This is a genomic window from Bacteroides sp. f07 (assembly GCF_042854785.1).
Taxonomy (GTDB): domain Bacteria; phylum Bacteroidota; class Bacteroidia; order Bacteroidales; family Bacteroidaceae; genus Bacteroides.
The window spans coordinates 3,405,394-3,427,712 of record NZ_BAABXI010000001.1; the positions used below are offsets into that span (position 1 = coordinate 3,405,394).

The 22,319-nt window shown below is 42.2% G+C and carries 13 protein-coding genes; 8 read left to right on the forward strand and 5 right to left on the reverse strand.

Annotation, left to right across the window (positions count from 1 at the left end):
* Nucleotides 1-41: 41 nt before the first annotated feature.
* From ACGHVY_RS13995 to ACGHVY_RS14020, 6 genes are all read left to right on the forward strand, one after another.
* Nucleotides 42-3,365 carry a TonB-dependent receptor gene (locus ACGHVY_RS13995; protein WP_390599461.1) on the forward strand — a complete coding sequence of 1,108 codons (3,324 nt, stop codon included), beginning with the start codon at nucleotides 42-44 and terminating at the stop codon, nucleotides 3,363-3,365.
* A 22-nt stretch (nucleotides 3,366-3,387) separates the two neighbouring features.
* A complete protein-coding gene (locus tag ACGHVY_RS14000) occupies nucleotides 3,388-4,923 on the forward strand; it encodes a RagB/SusD family nutrient uptake outer membrane protein (RefSeq protein WP_390599462.1) in 1,536 nt (511 codons plus the stop codon).
* 18 nt (nucleotides 4,924-4,941) lie between these two features.
* The gene (locus tag ACGHVY_RS14005) at nucleotides 4,942-6,273 is read left to right on the forward strand and encodes a SusE domain-containing protein (RefSeq protein WP_390599463.1); all 1,332 of its coding nucleotides are present in this window, start codon (nucleotides 4,942-4,944) and stop codon (nucleotides 6,271-6,273) included.
* Nucleotides 6,274-6,293: 20 nt separating this feature from the next.
* Nucleotides 6,294-7,787 carry a hypothetical protein gene (locus tag ACGHVY_RS14010; protein WP_390599464.1) on the forward strand — a complete coding sequence of 498 codons (1,494 nt, stop codon included), beginning with the start codon at nucleotides 6,294-6,296 and terminating at the stop codon, nucleotides 7,785-7,787.
* A 15-nt stretch (nucleotides 7,788-7,802) separates the two neighbouring features.
* Nucleotides 7,803-9,257 (forward strand): hypothetical protein, encoded by a 1,455-nt coding sequence (locus ACGHVY_RS14015; protein WP_390599465.1) that lies wholly within the window; start codon nucleotides 7,803-7,805, stop codon nucleotides 9,255-9,257.
* 77 nt (nucleotides 9,258-9,334) lie between these two features.
* On the forward strand, nucleotides 9,335-10,885 hold the full coding sequence (locus tag ACGHVY_RS14020; RefSeq protein ID WP_390599466.1) for a beta-N-acetylhexosaminidase: 1,551 nt from the start codon (nucleotides 9,335-9,337) through the stop codon (nucleotides 10,883-10,885).
* Between the two features lie 103 nt (nucleotides 10,886-10,988).
* Here the strand turns inward: ACGHVY_RS14020 and ACGHVY_RS14025 are convergent, their stop codons facing one another.
* The 5 genes from ACGHVY_RS14025 to ACGHVY_RS14045 are packed head-to-tail and all read right to left on the reverse strand — an operon-like array spanning nucleotide 10,989 to nucleotide 20,291.
* Complete coding sequence (locus tag ACGHVY_RS14025; protein ID WP_390599467.1) at nucleotides 10,989-12,065, reverse strand: cellulase family glycosylhydrolase; 1,077 nt, start codon at nucleotides 12,063-12,065, stop codon at nucleotides 10,989-10,991.
* 36 nt (nucleotides 12,066-12,101) lie between these two features.
* Nucleotides 12,102-13,625, reverse strand: coding sequence for an IPT/TIG domain-containing protein (locus tag ACGHVY_RS14030; RefSeq protein WP_390599468.1), 1,524 nt, complete (start codon nucleotides 13,623-13,625; stop codon nucleotides 12,102-12,104).
* 12 nt (nucleotides 13,626-13,637) lie between these two features.
* Nucleotides 13,638-14,924 carry a family 43 glycosylhydrolase gene (locus tag ACGHVY_RS14035; protein WP_390599469.1) on the reverse strand — a complete coding sequence of 429 codons (1,287 nt, stop codon included), beginning with the start codon at nucleotides 14,922-14,924 and terminating at the stop codon, nucleotides 13,638-13,640.
* Nucleotides 14,925-14,937: 13 nt separating this feature from the next.
* Nucleotides 14,938-16,716 carry a RagB/SusD family nutrient uptake outer membrane protein gene (locus tag ACGHVY_RS14040; protein WP_390599470.1) on the reverse strand — a complete coding sequence of 593 codons (1,779 nt, stop codon included), beginning with the start codon at nucleotides 16,714-16,716 and terminating at the stop codon, nucleotides 14,938-14,940.
* Between the two features lie 11 nt (nucleotides 16,717-16,727).
* Entirely contained in the window at nucleotides 16,728-20,291 is a 3,564-nt protein-coding gene (locus ACGHVY_RS14045) for a TonB-dependent receptor (protein ID WP_390599471.1), read from the reverse strand.
* 328 nt (nucleotides 20,292-20,619) lie between these two features.
* Here ACGHVY_RS14045 and ACGHVY_RS14050 point away from each other — a divergent pair, with 328 nt between their 5' ends.
* Both ACGHVY_RS14050 and ACGHVY_RS14055 read left to right on the forward strand, forming a co-directional pair.
* A complete protein-coding gene (locus tag ACGHVY_RS14050; protein ID WP_390599472.1) occupies nucleotides 20,620-21,207 on the forward strand; it encodes an RNA polymerase sigma-70 factor in 588 nt (195 codons plus the stop codon).
* A 54-nt stretch (nucleotides 21,208-21,261) separates the two neighbouring features.
* Nucleotides 21,262-22,305 (forward strand): FecR family protein, encoded by a 1,044-nt coding sequence (locus tag ACGHVY_RS14055; protein ID WP_390599473.1) that lies wholly within the window; start codon nucleotides 21,262-21,264, stop codon nucleotides 22,303-22,305.
* Nucleotides 22,306-22,319: the final 14 nt, after the last annotated feature.

A 22,319-nucleotide genomic window follows, 5' to 3' on the forward strand; every position in this document is an offset into this window, starting at 1 on the left:
AAACTTCTCATCTTATTTATCAATTATTTATTCATTGACTTATGAAAACTAAGAAAAAAGTTTTTTTCATGGTCCTGCTCATGCTATGTTTTCATCTGAGTTCATTTGCACAGCATATCAGTATGCAGTTGAAGAACGTGACAGTAAAACAGGCCATTGAAACAATACAGAAGCAGAATGGATATTCATTTACATTTGCGGCAAGCGATTTGAATACCCAGAAGATTATTACAGTAACAGCCAAAAACTTACCTATAGAAAAGGTAGTGGAACAGATTTTAATAGGACAAAATGTTAGTTATACAATTCAAGGTAAAGACATCATTATAAAGAAGAAAAGCAACCAAGCCGCCCAACAAAAGAAGAAAAGTACAATTAGCGGAATAATCACAGACAATTACGGAGAACCTATCATCGGTGCCAATATCAAAGAAAAAAATGGCACAAATGGGACTATCTCGGATATTGACGGTAAGTTCCAACTTACTGTTGATGAAGGTAACAGTGTGCTAATATCTTACTTGGGATATCTGACGCAAGAGGTGAACACTAAAAACAAGACACATCTGGCGGTCACAATGAAAGAAGACGCACAAGCATTGGATGAGGTTGTCGTTGTAGGATACGGAACGATGAAGAAAAGAGACCTGACCGGTGCCATCTCTTCTATCAAAATGGATGAAACTCCCGTGCAGACTTTCACAACTGTAAGCCATGCGTTAGCAGGAAAAGCAGCAGGTCTGCAAGTAGTCCAGACGAGTGCCCAGGTAGGTGGTGGCAGTAGTTTTAATATACGTGGCGCAGCCTCCGTCGGAGCCGGAAATGATCCGCTTATCATCATCGACGGCTTTCCTGTTTCTTCCAGTTCCACACTTGGTTCGGGCAACCGTTATGATGCCGGTCAAACCGATAATATTCTCGAGTCCATCAACCCGAACGACATTGAGTCAATAGAAGTTCTGAAAGATGCCAGTTCTACCGCAATCTACGGTGCAAGAGCCGGACATGGTGTAATTATCGTTACCACCAAACGGGGAAAAGAAGGAAAAGCAAGTGTCAACTACTCCGCCAATGTCTCTGTGCAAAAAATGAAAAACTCATTCAAGATGTTGAACGGGCAGGACTATATGTATCAAACCAACCGATATTATCACGAGCTATGGCTGAAAGAAAAAGGAGAAGGCATTTACGAGGATTATATGATTCCAAATGATGATGCAGCGGACTTTAAACCCAGATACTCGAACGACCAGATACTTAACGCACCGACAATTCCCTGGTTTGATGAAATCACACGTACCGGACTTATGCACCAGCATAATGTTTCTATAAACGGCGGAACAGACAAGACGAAATATATGGCTTCTATCAACTACCTAAACCATAAAGGCGTAGTGAAGAATAATGATATGGAACGCTTCACTGCAAAAATAAATCTGGATCAACAGATTTCCAAGTATGTAAAGGGCGGACTGTCTTTCAATATCAGTCGGAATAACTACGACAATGTACCTTTGGGAAACGGTGAGAATGAGAATTCAGGCATTATTACTGCTGCTGTAGCCTTCAATCCGACTGTCCCTGTCAGAGATGAAGAAGGAAACTACTCGGCCAATCCTCTGATGCCTCAACTTCCGAATCCGGTTTCTCTCTTGGAGATTAATGATAAAACTGTCAAAGAGCGTCTGCTGGGTTCAGCTTATATAGAAGTGGAGCCTATCAAGGGACTGAAGCTAAAGGCCAATTTGGGTATCGACCGGAAATATCAGAAACGAAAAACTTATCTTCCGAAAACCACTCAATACGGTGCGGCTGTTAACGGTCAGGCATATTTAGCCCAAGAAGATAACAACGACTATTTAATGGATCTGACAGCCAATTATCAAAAGACATTCGGCGAACATAGCTTCAATGTGCTTTTCGGTTATTCCTATCAGAAGTTCAACACCGAAGGAATGAGTGCGGGCAATCAGGATTTTATCAATGACTCATTCCTGTACAATAATCTGGGAGCAGGAAATTATAGCCGCCCGCCGGTAGGTTCGTACGCATCAGTCAGCAGTTTGAGTTCTTACTTCGGACGTTTTAATTATTCGTGGAAGGAAAAATACCTGCTCACCGCTACCCTCCGCGCTGACGGTGCTTCCAACTTTGCCAAAGGACATCAATGGGGATATTTCCCTTCCGTATCCGCCGGCTGGCGTTTCTCCGAAGAAAAATTCATCAAAAGTTTTTCCTCTGACTTTCTTTCGAATGGTAAACTGCGCTTAAGCTGGGGACAAACCGGTAATTATAACGTAGGTAACGGAGCTCTCGACTATTATGGAGCAGACCCGTGGTATGGCAGCCAATTCGGTGATTCACAACACGTAGGTATTTATGTGTCACAATTAGGTAACCCGAATCTGACGTGGGAGACGACAACCGAATTTAATATCGGTCTGGATTTGGGATTCTTCAACAACCGAATCAACCTGACTGCCGAATATTTCCAGCGCACAATTTCCGATTTGCTGGTAAAGAAGAAAGCAATCCCCCACTACAATGAAGTAAAAACCATCGCAGCCAACATCGGTTCAACCCAAAGTAACGGTGTGGAACTGACTCTGAACACGCAGAATATACAGACTAAACAATTTGCATGGAGCACCGATTTAACATTCTCAACATATAACGACCGTTGGAAAGAACGCGACCCGAACTGGAAACCTGCCGCCTATCAGAAAGAACAAGACCCGATTCGCGGAGTCTTTGCCTACATAGCCGACGGCTTGTTGCAGCCCGGTGAGGAAGCCCCCGTCCACCAGCCGCAACTTCTTCCCGGACAAGTGAAACTCAAGGATATAAATGGAGACCATAAACTGAATGAGGAAGATATGGTTTTAATCGGACGCAATGACCCCAAATTCATTTTTGGTTTCAACAATAATTTTTCTTATAAGAATTTCGACCTTAATATATATATGTATGGACAAGTAGGAAAAATAGCAGGAGCAAACAGCTATTACGACGCTTGGGGGTCTTATGGTAACCGCATCAAACTGGGGCAGAATGTACCTGTCTCTTTCAAAGATGCCTGGAGTTCGGACAACCAGACAAGTACACGTCCAAGCTTTATAGAGTCGGCTTATGGTACCGGTGACCTGTTCCTCCAGAAAATTTCATTCCTGCGTATCAGAAACATTACATTAGGATACACTGTCCCGATCAGTAAAAGTATCTGTAACCGACTGCGAGTATACGCTGACATCAACAATCCGTGTGTATGGACCAACTGGAAAGGTCAAGATCCGGAAACGGACAGTAACACGAATGCGTATCCCAACGTCACAAGTTTCAGCATCGGAGTAGATATTTCATTCTAAATAAACCTAAAAAGAATTGAACATGAAAAGAATTACAAAACTTATATATCTTGCTCTCGGAAGCTGCCTCATCGCAGGACTGAACGCTTCGTGCGAACTCGTCTCCGAGAACTATGGTGATATCAATACCAGTATCTTCCCCAAAACGGCAGAAGACGCTGATGCTATCACAACGTCTGCCGCATACGCCACCTTTAAAAATAGTGGTTACGGAGGTCTGTTTAATATAGCAACAGGCATACAAATCGTAAGCGACGAGGCAGGCGATTACGGAATGTGCAACTGGGGGTGGGACCACATCAACTATGCCAACTGGAATACTCTCAAGATATCCGGCTCCGGTAGCTGGCTGACCGTTGAGAGCTACGCCTATGTAAACGATATCAGTAAAATGACTCTGACTATCGACCGGTTGAACAATATTGAAATGGATGACGCCCTCAAACAGCAATATATTGCCGAACTTCGTATGGGCAGAGGATGGCTGGCATATCTTCTCTACGATTTCTACGGCCCAATCCCCATTGCCGACCTGGAAACACTCAAGAATCCTATGGCGGAGAAAATTCTGCCCCGACTCAGCGAAGAGGAGATGCAGACATACATCGAGACTGAACTTACAGAAGCAAGTAAAGTACTTCCCGCCAACTACAAAAAAGGAGACAAAAACTATGGCCGCTTTACAGCCGGACTGGCACATACCGTTTTGCTAAAACTCTATATGCTGACCAAGCAATGGGATAAGGCGGAGGCAGAAGGACGCGAACTTATGAAATCTGAATATGGTTTCGAACTTGTGCCCGAATACAAAGATATATTCACACTGGCAAATGAGAAGAACCCGGAAATTATCTGGGCATGCCAATGCGCCAAAGGATACCAGGAACACAAATGGCAGCCTCATGTATTGCCCAACGATTATAATTTCACCTCCTATCTGGATAAAATGACCAAATGGAACGGATATAAAATCTCATGGGATTTTATGCAGACCTTTGATCCGGAAGACAGACGCCTGCAGACGATCGCATACGAATATACCAGCAAAGACGGAGTGGTACATAATGAAAAGAATGACAGACCGGATCCTTCCGCGCAATTATATCTCGGAGCGGTTCCACTGAAATATGAATTTGACCCGGATTGCACGGGAGAGGATTCACAAATAGACTGGATTATCTATCGGTATGCCGACGTGCTTACTTTGACGGCGGAAGCTATTGTGCGCAACAAAAATGCCGTAACACAGGAAACGATTGATTTGCTTAATGAGGTGCGTACCCGCTCGCTTCCCGGCAAAGGATACAGCCTACAAGACTTGAACAGCGTGGACAAATTCCTGAAAGCCGTATTGGACGAAAGAGGTTGGGAGTTATACTTCGAAGGAAACCGCCGCCAGGATCTAATCCGTTATGGATTATTTGTGGAAGCTATCAAAAAGAAGGCTCAATCAATGGGTAAACAGACGCTCGTGGATGAAAACCGTTACCGCTTTCCTATTCCACAAGATATTATTGACGAAGGTAAGGGAATAATCAAACAGAACCCCGGTTATTAATCACTGAAAAGAAAAATCATGAAAAAGTTAATTTATAGCATCATCGGACTACTAATGTTCGCCGGTTGCGAAGATGATTATAAGACCGACATCACAATTCCAATGTCGGGCATCTATCTGAGTTCTCCCGCAGAAGGAGCAACTATGGACTTAAATGATGAAAGTAAAGATTCATACGAGTTTACTTGGGATAAGGCTTCGGAAGAAGGTTCCGTGCTGATATTCAGCACGACCAAGGATCTCGTGAAACAGGTTAGCGTAGAAGCAGGGACAGGGACAAATTGCAGCATATCAGCACTGGTTATCAACCAATTATTTTCTAAACTGGATATTAAATCAGGGAATGAGAAACTCATATACTGGACTGTGAAAGATAAAAACAACCAGACTGCCGCTGCATCAGAAGTTCGTACGTTACAAGTCAGACGAATGAAAAGCGTTTTGCTCACTCCTGAAGATATGTCAACAGCCACTTTGTTGGCAGACGCTACACAAACCAAAATAAAATTTGAATGGGATGCTTCAGGAATCGGTTATGATACAGAGTGTACGGTACTCCTTTCTTTAGACCCGGAAATGGACAGCTTCGTGGAACTACCGACAAAAGGAACAGGAAATATCTCGATCACCCACGAAGAAATGGAACAGACAATCGAAAAGTTGTCTATCAAGCGTTACCGGACCAATACTATTTATTGGAATGTACGTAACAATACAGATCAGTCACTTATTTCCCGTGTCGCTAACACATTATACACAAACGACATGATGCGCCTGGTTGACAAACGTGGAGACGAGACGATCACTTATCCCGTAGTCCGCGTGACATTCTCTGACGGAACTTCGCAAGTGTGGACAGCCCAGAATCTGAATACTACCAGATATCCGGACGGAACGGAAATCGAATCCGAATATTACAGATATGCTCCCGAATCCCTTGGAGAGAACTGGATCAAAGCAATCGGCACCTATTACAGTTTCGTGATTCGCGACCGGATTATCCCTGAAGGTTGGAGAATACCGACAGAAGCCGAATGGAATTATTTATTCTCCGAAGCCGGGAAAAATGGCGGGTATAATGTTCTTAAAGACCCTGTCTATTATTATAAAGATCCTACCGGTCAGGAACATTTAAACGAATGGGGACTGAGCTTTACTTCAGCAGGTACATGGAATCTGGATAGGGACGCAATCGAACTGGCTCAGGAAAAATTCTACTTTATGGCCGCCGATTTGGGGGATCCCGCGACATGGAACGATCCATGGAGAGCTTTAATCCATGATAACAGCGAAACTTTATGGGTATCCTGGGCCAAAGGAACCGTCATGCGCTATATCTATATAGAATAACTAATAAAACATGCATCATTATGAAAAGATATTACTTTCAAATATTACTGGCGTGCTGCCTGACACTATTTGCCGGATGTTCCGATTCAGATTCGGAATCCGGTCAGAACGGTATACCCAAAGGGTCAAAAGCTATTGACCTGCAACAAGACAGAAGTGGGCTGCTACGTAATCCTTGCATGGGCTGGGGGCTTTATGACGATGCAGTCGGCAATGTAGCCAACGCAGAAGAGTATTGGGCTGCACAAGACGAAGCTGCACGCAACTATGCATCTTTCTTCTATATACGCTGGCGTTGGTCGGAAATGGAACCGGAGGAAGGAAAATATGCCTGGATCTATGACGAGAACTATAAAAAGCTGATTCAAGGAGCGCTCGACCGAGGATTGAAGCTATGTTTCCGTATCTATGACAACGGACAGGACAACATCCGCCAAGGTACTCCCGAATATGTCCGTACCGCAGGAGCTAAAGGATATACTGTGACAGGACAGAATGGTAATTTATGGACTCCTTATGCCGACGATCCTATCTTTCAGCAGAAATATGAAAAGTTTGTCGCAGCATTCGCTAAAGAGTATGACAATCCGGATATCGTAGATTTTATCGACGGGCACTCTTTGGGCTGGTGGGGAGAAGGCTCACATATTGAATACCTGAATTCTGACAAGAAGAAAGAGACGTTCGACTGGTTTACAACGATGTATTCCAAGAACTTCAAGAATATCATTCTGGTATTACCCTATAATAGTGAAATCGGATTCAATACGGAAAAAGAAATCGCTATCGACCAAAAAGGGTATGGATTACGTAGAGACGGACTTGGAAGTATGTGGTTTACTGAAAATGATGAGAAAGTAGCGAACGAAATGTACGGAAAAGTTTTAATGGTGGGCGAATGTGCTTACTGGGGAGGATATACGGCTGCTTACGAACCTTTCAGAAACGACACGAAATATTCCTTTAAATCATGGAAGGATGTATATAATCAGAGTTTCGACCATGCCCAGACTTATCATTTCAACACACTCGACTTAAGAACGATTACCGAAACAAAGGGCTGGACGGGACTGGCACCGGAACTTGTCCGCAAATTTGTTTTGAACGGCGGATACAGGGTATATCCTACTTATGTAATCATGCCTTATGAAGCCTCAGCAGGTCAAACCGTATCTATCTCCCATTCATGGAGAAACACCGGATATGGTTACTTGCCGAATAACATGAAGAATTGGAATTATAAGTACAAACCGGCCTTTGCTTTGTTCGACGAGAGCGGCAAACTGGTAAAATCATGGATTGACGAAGATGCCGAGCCTTCCCAATGGCTGTCTAACCAACGGAAAAACTATACTTATGAAGTTTCCCTTGACGGTATTTCCAAAGGCAATTACCAATGGGCGGTAGCTATTGTGGACAAAACCAAAGATAACAAGCCTGGTATCAATATCGGTATCAAAGATAAGGAGAAAAAAGACGGGTGGACGTTTATCAGTGAGATGACTATTAAATAAATGAACCGATAAAACATGAAACATATATATTTATATCTATTTGCATTTATCTCCGTTATCCTTGCAGGCTGCTCGCACGCCTGTCAAAAGGTAGAGTTGCAGGAAGACACCGTATCATTGCTTCGCAACCCTTGTATGGGTTGGGGAGTATATGACGACGCTAATGATGAAGTACAAAACGCGGATATTTACTGGGCTGCCCAAGACGAGGCAGCCCGTCAATATGCCTCCTTCTTTTATGTACGCTGGAGATGGTCGGACATGGAACCGGAGGAAGGCAAGTATGCCTGGCTATATGATGAAAATTACAAAAAGCTGATACAGGGTACCTTAGATCGTGGATTGAAACTCTGCTTCCGTGTTTACGACAACGGACAGGATAACCAGCGTGCCGGAACTCCTGACTACGTACGCCGTGCCGGAGCAAAAGGCTATACCGTGAAAGGACTGAAAGGTGATCTTTGGACACCTTATCCGGATGACCCGGTTTTTCAGGAAAAACTGGAAAAGTTTGTCGAAGCCTTTGCCAAGGAATATGATAATCCGGACATCGTAGACTTTGTAGACGGATACAGCCTCGGCTGGTGGGGAGAATGTCATCATGTGATTCTGCAAGACCAAAGCAAATTCGAGCAAGTATTCGACTGGTTCACAACGCTCTATTCCACTCATTTCAAACATGTCATTCTTACGCTCCCCTTTGGCAGCCAAATCGGTTTCGACACCGAAAAACGAATTGCAATCGATGGAAAAGGATATGGCATGAGAAGGGACGGATTGGGAAGTATGTGGTTCAGTGATGAAGAAAGGAGAATCGTCGCGGATATGTATGGAAAGACACTTCTTATCGGAGAATCCTGTTATTGGGGATGTTCCACCGATGATTGCACTCCATTCAGATCGGATACACGTTACCGGATGAATACATGGAGAGATGTGTACGAACAGACTTATCAACATGCTATTGAAGGACATTTCAATACGTTGGATTTAAGAGAGATTCCCGAAACAAAAGGGTGGACCGAACGGGCAAATGACCTAGTAGAGAAATTTATCGTCCAAGGAGGATACCGGATTTACCCGTGTAGCCTATCATTGCCTGTCCGTATTAAAGCCAATTCGACAGTCACCATTTCACACAAATGGAAAAATACGGGAAATGGTTATTTGCCCAACAATATGCCCAACTGGAATTATAAATATAAACCGGCTTTTGCATTGTTTGACCAACAAGGGAGGCTTGTACAAACATGGGTAGATGATAATGCAGAACCTTCGGACTGGCTGCATAATACGGTACATTCTTATACTTATCCGGTTACTTTCACTGATATTCCAAAAGGGACTTATCAATGGGCTGTGGCTATCGTCGACCAGACGAAAGACCAACAGCCGGGGATTAAACTGGCAATCAAAGATAAAAAAGAAAAAAACGGCTGGTTTTTACTCAATGAGATAACTATCCAATAAATAAAAAACAGGAGGTGTGTCATCGCTCAAAGATATCTGTCATTTAGCTTTGACACATCTCTCTAAAAAACAATGATATGAGGATTACATATACATTCATCTTCCTGCTGGCAATAACTCTATTTTCATTTCCGCTCAAAGCGGAAGAATCTATCCGGTTAATACCACAACCTGCCGAGCTCCAGATGCAGTCCGGCACTCTCATATTACCCGGTTCTGTTGATATTTCCTATTCATCAGCATTAAAAAAGGAAGCAATTCTGCTAAGTAAGTATTTACAGGAATCAAAGCTAACCACAAAACTTTATTCCGGCAAATCCGATGCAATGATTCAGTTACAAATCTCCCCGACTACTCTTCCTGCACACAAAGAAGGATATGTCCTGCAAATTTCAAATCAAAATATACAGATAAAATCGTCTTCGTCCACGGGAATATTTTACGGTATCCAAACATTACGCCAACTTATCGGTAAATATCCTGACCGTCGACTTCCGCAACTGACCATAACTGATTATCCGAACTTCAGTTGGAGAGCTTTCATGCTGGATGAAGCACGCTATTTCAAAGGCAAGGAAGTAGTATGCCGGCTACTCGACCAAATGGCTTATTTAAAAATGAACACGTTCCATTGGCACTTGACTGACGACCAAGGCTGGCGCATTGAAATCAAGAAATTCCCCAAACTTACAGAAATCGGTTCTTACCGTGATTCAAGCGAAATCAACCATTTTGAGAGTGATGTGTTCGACGGTAAGCCACATAGCGGCTATTATACCCAGAAAGAAATTAAAGAAATTATCGAGTATGCCCGCGAACGTCATATCAATATTGTCCCGGAAATAGAAATGCCGGGACACGCCAGTGCCGCCATTGCTTCTTACCCCTGGCTGGGAACAAATAACGAATCTATTAAGGTGCCGGGAAAATTCGGAGTGCATTACAACGTTTACAACGTAGCCGATTCCAAAGTACTGGACGCCTTGAAAGATATCCTGACCGAAGTTATTGAATTATTTCCTTCTCCGATAATCCATATCGGAGGCGATGAAGTGAAATATAACCAATGGAAAGAGTCTCCTGTAGTACAGGCATATATGCAGAAACATGCACTGCAAACACCGGCAGAACTACAAGTGCATTTCACCAACGGCATATCCAACTGGCTTTCCTCTAAAGGAAAAAGAATGATGGGCTGGAACGAAATCACGGGCAGCAAGTTACACGAATACCAATCTTCCACTGATACTGCTATCCAAAATGAGAAGTTGGCCAAAAATGCGATTGTACATTGTTGGAAAGGAGATTATTCTTTGATTAAAGAAGCTATCGAGAATGGGTATGATATTGTAAATGCTTATCACGAATATACTTATCTCGATTATGACTACAAAAAAATTCCTTTAGAGAAAGCATATCATTTCAATCCTGTACCCGAAGGGCTGACAACAGAACAGCGTATTCATGTATTAGGTGTCAGTTGCCAGATGTGGGGAGAGTTTATTCCGACCGTAGAAAGTATGGATAAACTGCTATTTCCCAGGATAGCCGCGTATGCAGAAACAGGATGGAGCTTGGAAAAGAACAAGAACTTTCAGCAGTTTTCAGAAGCATTGAAAGCTCCTTAAAGCTCAAAATAGAAGGCTATTTCAATATCCTTAAAAATAGCCTTCTATTCATATATCATTTAAGTATCATTGCTAATATATTCCTCATAGTTGTCACTAAGAATTATTTAGTCAATGAACGAATACAATCCACCTCATCCTCCGAATAAGGCGTCCCATCACTACGGAAAATATCATGGAACCATAATGGTGGTTCTACTGTGTCAAGTAACGGAGTATCCCATGCAAAAATCGTATTTGTTTTTCCGGCTACCAGTCCCCAGTTTATCGCACCGATATTTTCCTCTTTCAACACAGGCATAATATCCTGAAAAGTACTATTCTGAGTTCGTGCCATGTATTCCGTACAAATCATCGGACGCCCGTATTGTTTCAATGAATCTATCAGTTGCCTATGCATATCCAAAGATTCGTACGTATGATAAGTAATCACGTCCGAGTTTTCCAACTGGTATTTATTGAGATTGGTCAAATTCATATCCCATACTCCGGCAGACAGAGGTTGTGACGGATTAACCGTCCGTCCCCATGTAAATATTTTCTGCAATAAAGGCAAACTCCTTTCACCATACCTGTAATTGCCCGAACCACCGGGTTCGTTATATAAATCCCATAACACGATTCTCTTGTCATCCTTAAAGGTAACCAGAATATCTTTCACATAACTTTCCAATACCGGAAGTATAGTTGCCGTATCACCTTTATAATACAGATCGCCCGGATCACGAACCCAGCCCGAATTATGCACTCCCGGTTGTGGTTCCGGTTGTCTGCCTGCCTGATAAACAGGATTCCAGCAATCGTCCAAAAAGACAAAGATGGTAGAAATATGATGTTTATCGGCAATAGCGAGATATTCATTGATACGTTTCTTAAATCCTTCCTTATCCGTTTCCCAAAGCAAGTGGTGTAAGTATACGCGCATACAATTCATTCCGATTCCTGCCGCCCAACCAAGTTCGCGTTCTATTGTCACCGGATCAAAAGTATCCGCCTGCCACATTTCCAGTTGGTTGATAGCCGTACTCGGAATGAAATCACAACCACGAAGCCATCCCCATTGTTTATACCATTCATTAGCTTGCTCTTTTGTCCAGACTTCACGGACAGGAGTTGTTTTCTGATTACAAGAAACCAACAATATAACGCCAATAAAAAATGCTACTAATATATTTCTCATAAGATTTTATATTTCAATATTCTACAATATAAGAGACTACTCAAAAACTGCTTTTCTGATACTGGCATTCCATGTGTCTCCGATATACATAACCCCGTTAGCATCCATGCATAATCCCGAAGGAGCACATAATTTTGCATCTTTGCCAACGCCATTTACAGCACCGGAACCATTGCCGCCAATGACAGTCGAAACTCCTGTGTCATTCACCATACGAATAGCATGATTGTCCTGGTCAACAATATAGATATTACCTTCATCGTCCGAACACATCTGTTCCCCCCTCAAGAAACGGGCTTCGGCAAATGCGCCGTCCCAATAACCTGTCTCGGTAGAAGTATTCAGCCAAGTAACTTCGCCTGTCGTGACATCAATATATGCCAGTTCGGACGTTGACCTGATTTGTACATACAAATGATTCGTACCGGTAGCAACAGCAAGAGCCGTCGAAAATTCCTGACTGCCATGCCGTTCGACTAATCCTATTGTTTTTGCAGTCCATGTCGAAGGGTCTATTTCTATAACAGTATTTGTCCATCCCTGCCGGGTATATAATTTACCGTCCTTACTAGCTGTCAATCCAACACCCCAATAGCCGTCAATACCCGCTTCGACTGCTTTCACCTCAGTCGACCAGTTATTAGCCGGATCAACTACAATAAGTTGGATTGCCGTACCGCCACATTCAGCTATTGTATAAAATTTCTTGGAAACATTATCATAAACAACACTTGTAAAGCCATATCCTCCCGCCACACGGTCATAACCGGCAAGGAAAGATACTTCACCTGTTTCCGACAAACGATAAAGTCCCAGTTCAGCCGGAATCCGGTCATCCGGGAAACGGCGTAAAAAGAGAATGTTCTTTCCGGCATCGTCAACAGCAATTGCCGAAGGCAATACATCCACTTTCAGATTTTCTATCCACCAACGTTTCTCGTACATAAAGTCATCGGTATAGGCTTCCTCCATTTTGTCCAGTTTCACACTTATCTTACAAGTCTCGCTATTCGTTATTTTAGGTACTTTCACCTGTAATTCCGTATCACTTGCTGAAAGGATTTCGGCAACAGTAGTTCCGAAAGAAACACGCAGATTGGCCGCTATATCTCCGAAGTTTTCACCTCTGAGTGTTACTATATCTCCCTTTCCACCATTCTGCGGCTCAAATTCCGTCAGTCTTATAGGCAAGATGATACCTGACTGAATAACATCGACCTTTACATTCCGATAATCAGGAGCAGTGAGAGTTATAGTCGCTTTTCTCCCTTGCTTTACTGTATTTTCATCCACACTGATAGTCAGAACCGATTCGTCTTCCGTTACGTTCTTCAAACTAAACCGGCACCAGGCTGTCGCTTCCGCAGGAGATATGTCAGTGGTAACTTCCAGATTAGAAAACAGGGTTATATCCTTAGTGCTTGCAGCAGCTGCAAACGACTGGCTTAGCTCATCCTTATCAAGTGCCAAGTAAGGAGAAGCCTGTTCCTTATCTTCGCATCCTGTGAATAATAGCATCTGAGCTATTACACACATTCCATATAGAATTATGTACTTCATACTGTATCAGGTTTAATTACTTAATGCCGAGGAAAAATCAATAGACAATTGTCCGTCATTATCAACAATCCGATGTATCGTAAGCCGTTCACTGCCTCCCGGAGTATTAGGAGAATGGTACGAGATGCGTAAAACTCCATCAAAATCTTTAAAAATCATGGCATGCCCCCCATTATCATTCGGGTTCAGGGGCTGAGGGTCCTGTATCCAAGGACCTGTAACAGTACCCGATTGAGAGCGGGCTACACCAATGGCATATTGTCCGTTCCCGTCCTTTCCCAACAAGAAACTAGACCATAGCATCAAAAGTTCACCATTATTCGCCCTGTACAGGAATGGAGCATCTGATACATAATACGAATTTCTAATAACCCAAGGCGCTGCACTTGCCGCAAACAAGGTCACCGGTTCGTCAGCCGCTTCTTTCAAATCTTTTGTCAATTTCTGTGCAACGATAGTTCCATCGGAGATTTGTGTCCATTCATGGCTGAATACAATCCACGGATCCTTGTTTTCATCAACAAAAAGCGCAGCATCCAAGGCCTGCCATCCATTAGGAGTAACGGGCCTGTTGACCAATGGAATAAATGGCCCTTCAGGTTTGTCGGACACCAATACGGATGCTCCCCGTACTTCATCTGCTCCGCTAAAAGTAGCAAACATATAATACTTGCCTTCATAATAATAAAGGTCGGGAGCCCAGAAGTCGGTCTTTCCCCAAAAGCTTGCCGGTGCTTCAAAGCTGATTCCGGCTTTCCGCCAATCACGTAAATTACGGCTAACAGCCACGGCAATCTGATTGGCAGACGTCGGATAAAGCGCGTCGTCTGCATGAACATGCAAATAATATTTTTTAGATACGGGATCCGCAAAAATAAACGGGTCACGCACACGGAATGAATTATACACTATCGGATAGTCTTCCTCTACCGGTGGGACAGGCTCCGAAGACGCTCCTTCCTGAATAATAGAAATATTGACAGGATAATCCTTTCCTGCCAGTTGCACGGCAAGTGACACGGAACGCTCTTCTTCACTTTCATTTTCCTTGACTGTTATCAGAAAACTTCCCGCCCCCTCACTTCTGCGAGGAGAAACTTTAGCCCATGTACCTATCCCTTTATGTACAATCTGCCATGGAGCATTAGCCTCTACTGTATATTCCTGCTCTCCTCCTTCTGCTCCCACATGCCATTCCTGTAATCCATCTTCTATTTTAAAGAAAAAAGACTCCTCCGCATCCTGCTTACATGATGCAACAAACATCAGTGTAGCTAATAAATTTATTATAATAAGCATATGTGTTTTCATATTAATTATTCCATCCATCATTTTGTACTAAATTTGAGTTCTTTTCCATTTCCGAAGCAGGTATTGCCCATTTCCAAAGATAATCACCACCCCACAAATAAGAATAGGTAGTATTCCCCCAGACTTCCATCAACCCGTTGCCTTCATAAAACTTTTTCTCTTTCCATGTTCCCCATCGGAGTTCATCAAAAAACATATATTCTTCAAAAGCCAATTCCCAGTACCGTTCCTTACGGACACGTTGGCGCATATCATCCAAGCCTTTTACTGTTGTATAATCGTTGGTATTCAATGCCTGGACTCCTACTCTGCCGCGGACATCATTGACATAAGGTATAGCTTCTTCCCATTTTCCCTGTTCTGTCAGTGATTCAGCCAGATTCAGAAGCACATCTGCATAACGGATTAATGGAATATCAATTGGAGAACGTTCCATAATCGTATGTTCCGTACCTTCATACACAAACTTTCGGATCAAGTAATAAAACTTATCATTAGTGTCTGTCCGGATATCATAAGGTTCAGCATCGTCAGAGCCCCGATATGGCCAGCGCAATGTATATGAGATAGCCGTCCCCGTCACACCACCCAGATATGTGGAATAAGGGGTTATCACATTCATAGCCAGACGCGGATCCCTACCTGCATAAGCAGCCTTAATACGCGCTTCATTTCCATTGGGAAGATATTGCTCCATATCAGCACCATAACTTCCCATTATTTTAATCTCCCCGTCAGTCAGGTTATCCCGCAAGAAAAATACGGAACGTTCTCTCGGACTCATCGTAGAATAACCGGGAAGATAATCATCCCAGTCAAACGGTTTGCCGTCCGCACACTCATAACTGTCTATAAAGGCAGGATTCGGCAGATAATTGTTCCAACCTGAACCACTCGTTGTCCGGTTACCAAAAGCCCAATTAAATACAGACCCGTAACCGGAAGGGTTTTCTATACAAGGAATGGTAAATATCATTTCATCACAACGTTCGTTAGCTTCCTTAAAAAGAGCTTTATAATCCCCGAACAATGAATACCCCATCTTAGTGATTGCCCTGAAATCATCTTCCGCCTTATCATATTGTTTCAGCCACAAATAAGTTTTCCCCCGCAATGAATAAGCGGCAGCTTTAGTGATCCGCCCGTAGTCCGAGCTACCGGCAGCATACTTGGCAGGCAGGTTCGGTTCTTCGACACAAGCTGTCAGATCAGCCAGCACTGCATCCCAGATTTCCTGTTCTGTAGAACGCCCTTTTATACATTCCTCGGCTGTCACCGGTTCCAAATAAAGAGGGACTCCTTTCCATAAAATATTCATCCGATAATAATTATACGCCCGAAGGAACTTGCACTCTGCAATATATTGCGCTTTCTTCCCGTCACTCATATCGGGTGTCTTTCCTATATTAGCTATAACATCATTGGCCCTGTGAATCAATTCATAATAACGCTTCCAGGCTGAGAGAAACTCTGTTGATGAAGGAGTAGCTACTCCGAAAAGCGTCGGTGTATGCCAAATCCAGTTGCGATCCATATCCATTATGCTGGAGCGATAATCATAAAAATGCAAATCACCGTCATAGCCGCTATTAGTTGCATAATCTGCTCTTAGAGCATTATATACTCCATTCACAACCTGAACAGCCAGCTCTGCGTTATCCCAAACCCCGGCCGTGGATATGACATTAGCCGGTTTCGTATCCAAAAAGTCTGCAGAACAAGCATAGACAAACAATATTAATATGCCGCCAAGTGTAATAATCGAGATAGTCTTTTTCATTGTCGTACAGATTAAAAATTAATATTAATACCTAACGCAAGCTGGCGCATTGTTACATATCCCATACCCGTCTGCATTTCCGGATCCATACCTGAGAATTTGGTTATAGTCAACAAGTTTTCACCTGAAAAATAGACACGTACTTTATTGGCATAAAACTTCCGTGTCCATGTTTGCGGAAGTGTATAGCCAATAGTCAGGTTACGCAGTTTCAGGAAATTACCTTTTTCAAGGTGCAACGTACTCGCTTCTGTTGCCTGATTGGTTTGATTAAGCGTCAGGCGTGAGTTCTTCGAATGTAAATTGGTGCGAGAGTCGTTGGGATTCTCCGGATTATAAAAATAATGGTCATTTTGAAGTTCTTTCGATAATCCATATCCCAAAATTGTGGATGTGGAATTTTGTCCTACCGAATACCAATAAATGGAAAATCCTGCCGCTCCCTGCCAATTCATGGAAACATCAAATCCTTTCCATGACACCGCGCCCTGCAATCCATAATAATATTTCGGAACTGACGATACTTTCTGAAATTTCTTATCATAGTCATTTCCATAAAGCCCATCCCCGTTTATATCAGCATAAATATAATCGCCATACCATAAATTAGCTTTTCCTATTTTTTGGTTAGGATAAAATACGTAACCTTGATCTTGCATCGCTTTCAACCACTGCATATCCTGTTCCGTACGAATCATCCCGTCTTTAGGACCTCCGGCAGGATTAACCAACCCGTTATTAAAGAAATAAGTAGCATCTCCCTTATAAGGCTCTTTCAGATAATATTCATTGATAATATGTCCTTCAATTATCCTGTTGTCCCCTCCGTCAGAAACATCTCCCAGATTCGACTTATAGACATAACTGCCGTTCTCGTCATATTCCCAGCTATTCTTTAAAGTTCCTTTAAACTTGCTGACATAATTCTTATTATAAGAGAAATTCCCGGAGAGAGAATATGACCATTCATTGATACGGTCGTTCCAGTTCAATGTCAACTCAACACCCTTATTGGTAACCTCGGCATAATTTTGACGGGCGGGTGTCTTGTTCCCCATCGTTGCATACACACCCGGACGATAAAGGATGCCATCAGTAACCTTATTGTAAATATCAAATTCTCCAACCAGCCTATTATTCAATATAGCGAAATCCAGTCCGAGATTAGCCTGCGTCACACTCTCCCAACGCAATTTTTGATTAGCAATTACGGTCTGCGCCAACCCCGAAGTCAGTTTATCTCCAAAAATATAATTACTTCCGGAATAAGTAGCCTGCCATTCATAGTCTCCAATACTATTATTTCCTAGCTTTCCCCACGACAAACGTATTTTCAGATTATCAAAAGGCGAACCTTGCATGAATGATTCTTCCGAGACACGCCATCCACCGGAGAAAGACGGGAAAAATCCCCAACGGCTTTCCGGCGCAAAACGAGAGGAACCGTCGTAACGCGCATTTACTTCAAACAGGTATCTGCTTTTATAAGCATAAGTCAGACGACCGAAAAAAGACCGGGAAGTATTTTCCCAGGTAACTCCCGTTATATTGCTCAATTCCGTATATGTAGACAAGTCTGTCAAGCTTGCGTCGGCAGCTCCTTGTTTCGCCATATCCGTATTAAATCCCCAGTTACGTATGGCTTCATAGCCTGCAAGTGCTCCCAAGTCATGTTTCCCAAAACTTCTAGTCCAATCCAACGTCTGTACGAAGCGCCATCTTTTGGATTCTTCCGAATAAACAGCTTTCGACATATTTTCTAAAGTTGTAGGCTGCTCCACAAGTTTGCCTCTTCTAAAGCTATATCGCCCGACTTGCTTGGAAAGCCAGTCCGCATCATGGCGATAACGCATATAGTCAAACTCAACATGATACACAAAATCCTTGAAGATTGTAGCATCTGCAAACATGGAAGTATTTAATTGTTCATATTTGAAAGAGCCGCCTGAAGAAGCTAACAAATGAAGAGGGTTGGAAGATGTCGGATCTTCTTCTACTGCTTCGGGAAGTCCTAATTTTCCATCATATTCAGGATAAATATCCGGTGGAAGCTTCTGACCGTGTATTCCACCTGTAAAAGCATCTACTTCATTCCGTTCCTGGTCTGTATGATAACCGTGCGAACGGTTGCCTATCTGCAACCAGTCCTTCACTTTTACAGTTATATTGGAACGTATGTAATATTTCCGAAGCCCCGTATCTTGTATTAATCCCGGGTTATCCAGGAAAGAACCGGAAAAATTATAATTCACATTGTCGGAAGCACCGACTACTGAAATCGTATGCTCGCTCATTATTTTATTTTGAAACAGTTCTTTATACCAATCGGTATTAGGATAAGCGACATAGTTAGGATAACCGGACTCCGCAAGACCATCAGGATTTTTCGCCGCTTCTTTCCATTCTGTTATTGTGTTCTGGCTGAAAATATCACTCTGCCCGATATTCCGGGCTGATTCGTTCATTAATTCAAAATAATCGGCACTATTACTCACAAGCTGAATCAGATTTGACGGTTGGTTCAAGGAAAATTTTCCTGAATAATTCACTGATGTCTTGCCTTTTTTCCCTTCCTTTGTGGTAATCATTATAACGCCATTTGCTCCACGATTACCATAGATAGCACATGAAGCAGCATCTTTCAAGATAGAAATTGAAGCGACATCATTGGGATTTATATCATTAAATGATAATTCCATTCCGTCAACCAATACTAAAGGGTTGGAATTGTTCAATGTTCCAATACCGCGGATACGTATGGTCGCCATATCACTGTTGGGTTTACCGGACGATTGCAATGTCTGCACTCCTGCACTCATCCCGGACAATGCCATTGAAAGATTAGTCAAAGGGCGGGAATCCAGTTCTTTTTCAACATTGATGGTTGAAACGGCTCCCGTCAAATTAATCTTCTTTTGTGTTCCATACCCCACCACAACGACTTCATCCAACTGTTTCGAATCTTCTTTCATCGTCACATTCAGTGTTATCGGCCCGGTGATTTTCTGCGTATATGTGATATAACCTATTGAAGTAAATTTCAGTGTCGAACCTTCCGGAACTTGCAACAGGTAGCTGCCGTCAAGACCGGTGATAGTTCCTTGTGTAGCCCCTTCTATCATAACGGTTACTCCCGGAAGTGTCTCACCCGATTCGTCCACTACTTTTCCTGTCACCTTGACCGTCCGTTTGTTCCCCTGTTGCCGGGACGAATTTCTGTTCAGTACAATTTGACGTTTTTCAATGACGTAAGACACTCCCTCACCTTTAAACAGTTTATCCAGTACCTGAGTCATCCATTCATTTCTCACGGAGATATCCACTATACGGTTTACATTGACAATATCCTTATTGTACAGGAAACGATAGTTTGTCTGTTTTTCAATATTAGTCAAAACCTCCTCTACGGTCACATTTTTCAATCGCAATGTAATCTTGGCAGACTGTGCGCAAACAGGCATACTAATTGCTTGCAAGACAAGACAAAACAGCCATACAGCACAAACTTTCCCCATTTTTACATTCACAGGTACATTAATTCTCTTTTTCATTTTCCTAATTGAAATAAGTTTCATACCTTTACATGTTTGGTTATTGGTTCTACAAATAAGTTGATTAACGAATAACTGAATCTTTGGAAAGGAAGGTGAGTCAGACCTTCCTTTTTTATCAGTTGTCAGAAGCTAAATTTACTGATTATGTTTTTCCCATGACTTGTATTATTTAAAAGGTTAATAAAAGTGTGTGTTTCTCTCGTTTCTATCAATAAGACGTTTCTAAAAATAAAAGCCACATCCCATCTCACATTATTTTTTATCCGAACTATTTTTTCTTCAAACTATCGTTTATCCCAAATAATCTTTCTATTTTTACCCCCAACAACAGAATTTCTACTGCAATACTATGTCAGATACCCAACAACATACTGCCAATGATCGTTTCCTGGTTATAGCATTGAAACAGGATGACCAACAGGCTTTTACCCGAATATTCCATGCTTATTATAAAGACCTGGTGTTGTTTGGCGGTACATATATCCCGGAAAAATCGGTTTGTGAGGATATTGTGCAAAATATCTTTCTCAAATTATGGAACGACCGGAAGACACTGGAAATAGAACTCTCACTAAAAGCATATTTGCTGAAAGCGGTTCGAAACTATTGCCTGGATGAATTGCGGCATCGTAGAATTATAGACGAACATATTGCCTATGAGCTTAAATCCCCCTCTATTAATATAGATACGACAGAGAACTACATACTATACTCCGATTTATGTCAACAATTAAGAAATGCATTGGAGCAATTGCCGCCTCAGGAAAGGGAAGTTTTTGAGATGAGCCGGTTGGAAAACATTAAATATCAAGAAATCGCAAATCGTCTGAATATCTCTGTCAGAACGGTGGAAGTACGTATCAGTAAGGCCTTGAAGCAGCTTCGTATTTTATTGAAAGATTTTTATCTACTATTTTTTTTCTTTCTTTTCCACTAATGGATGTGGGTTCTTCTTTCTGAAACGTCTATTATATATAAGGTAAAAATGCATATGATACATAAAGATTCGGACATAGAGATTATAATTTCCAAATATCTCTCGAAAGAGGCGACACAAGAAGATATCAAGGAATTGGAGAACTGGATATCAGCTACCCCCGAAAACTATAAGAGCTTTCTTGTACAAAAGAATATATGGGAAATTACTCATCCGGCTTTTAGCCCGGAAGAGATAGACGTGGACAATGCACAAAGAAAAGTGATGGAACAGATTCGTCATAAAAGCCAACCGGCATCCGCCCGTCCCAAGTTGTCCTTCCTATATTACTGGCAGCAAATTGCAGCTATCTTGCTTCTCCCGTTGCTGATATTATCTGCTTATCTTTATTTTAAGCCTGATTCTCAAATTGCAGAAACTTATCAGGAGTTATTTACTCCTTACGGCACTTGGTCGGTAGTTAATCTTCCCGACGGTTCTAAGGTATGGCTGAATGCCGGAAGTTCCCTAAAATATCCGGCTCAATTTAAAGGTAAAGAAAGGGTGGTTTCCATGCAAGGTGAAGCTTATTTTGAAGTAGAATCCGATAAAGAGCATCCTTTCATCGTTAAAACCAAAGAACTGACAGTAGAAGCTACCGGCACTGCATTCAATGTTAACGCATATGTTCCTGATAATATAGCGGCAGTAACGTTGGTAAAAGGAAAAGTAGCGGTAACTCTCGATAAACAAAAGACAGTTTCCCTTTCACCGGGAGAGAAGATTGATTATAATCTGGCAACTGCATTGTATAAAGTCAACAAAACCAATACATATAAATGGTGTTCATGGAAAGATGGAATACTCATTTTTAGGGATGACCCACTGGAATATGTATTCAAACGCCTGGGACAGACTTATAATGTGGAATTTATTCTGAAAGATCCCGAATTAGGCAAGTACTCCTATAAAGCAACTTTTGAAGGGGAATCTCTGAATGAAATATTACGCTTACTTGAAATGAGCGCCCCTATTCGTTGCAAAGAAATCAGTAATAGAACCAAGAATGACGGGAAACTTGAGAAACAACGTATAGAAGTGAGTAGAACTATGCAATAATAAACTAGAAAAGC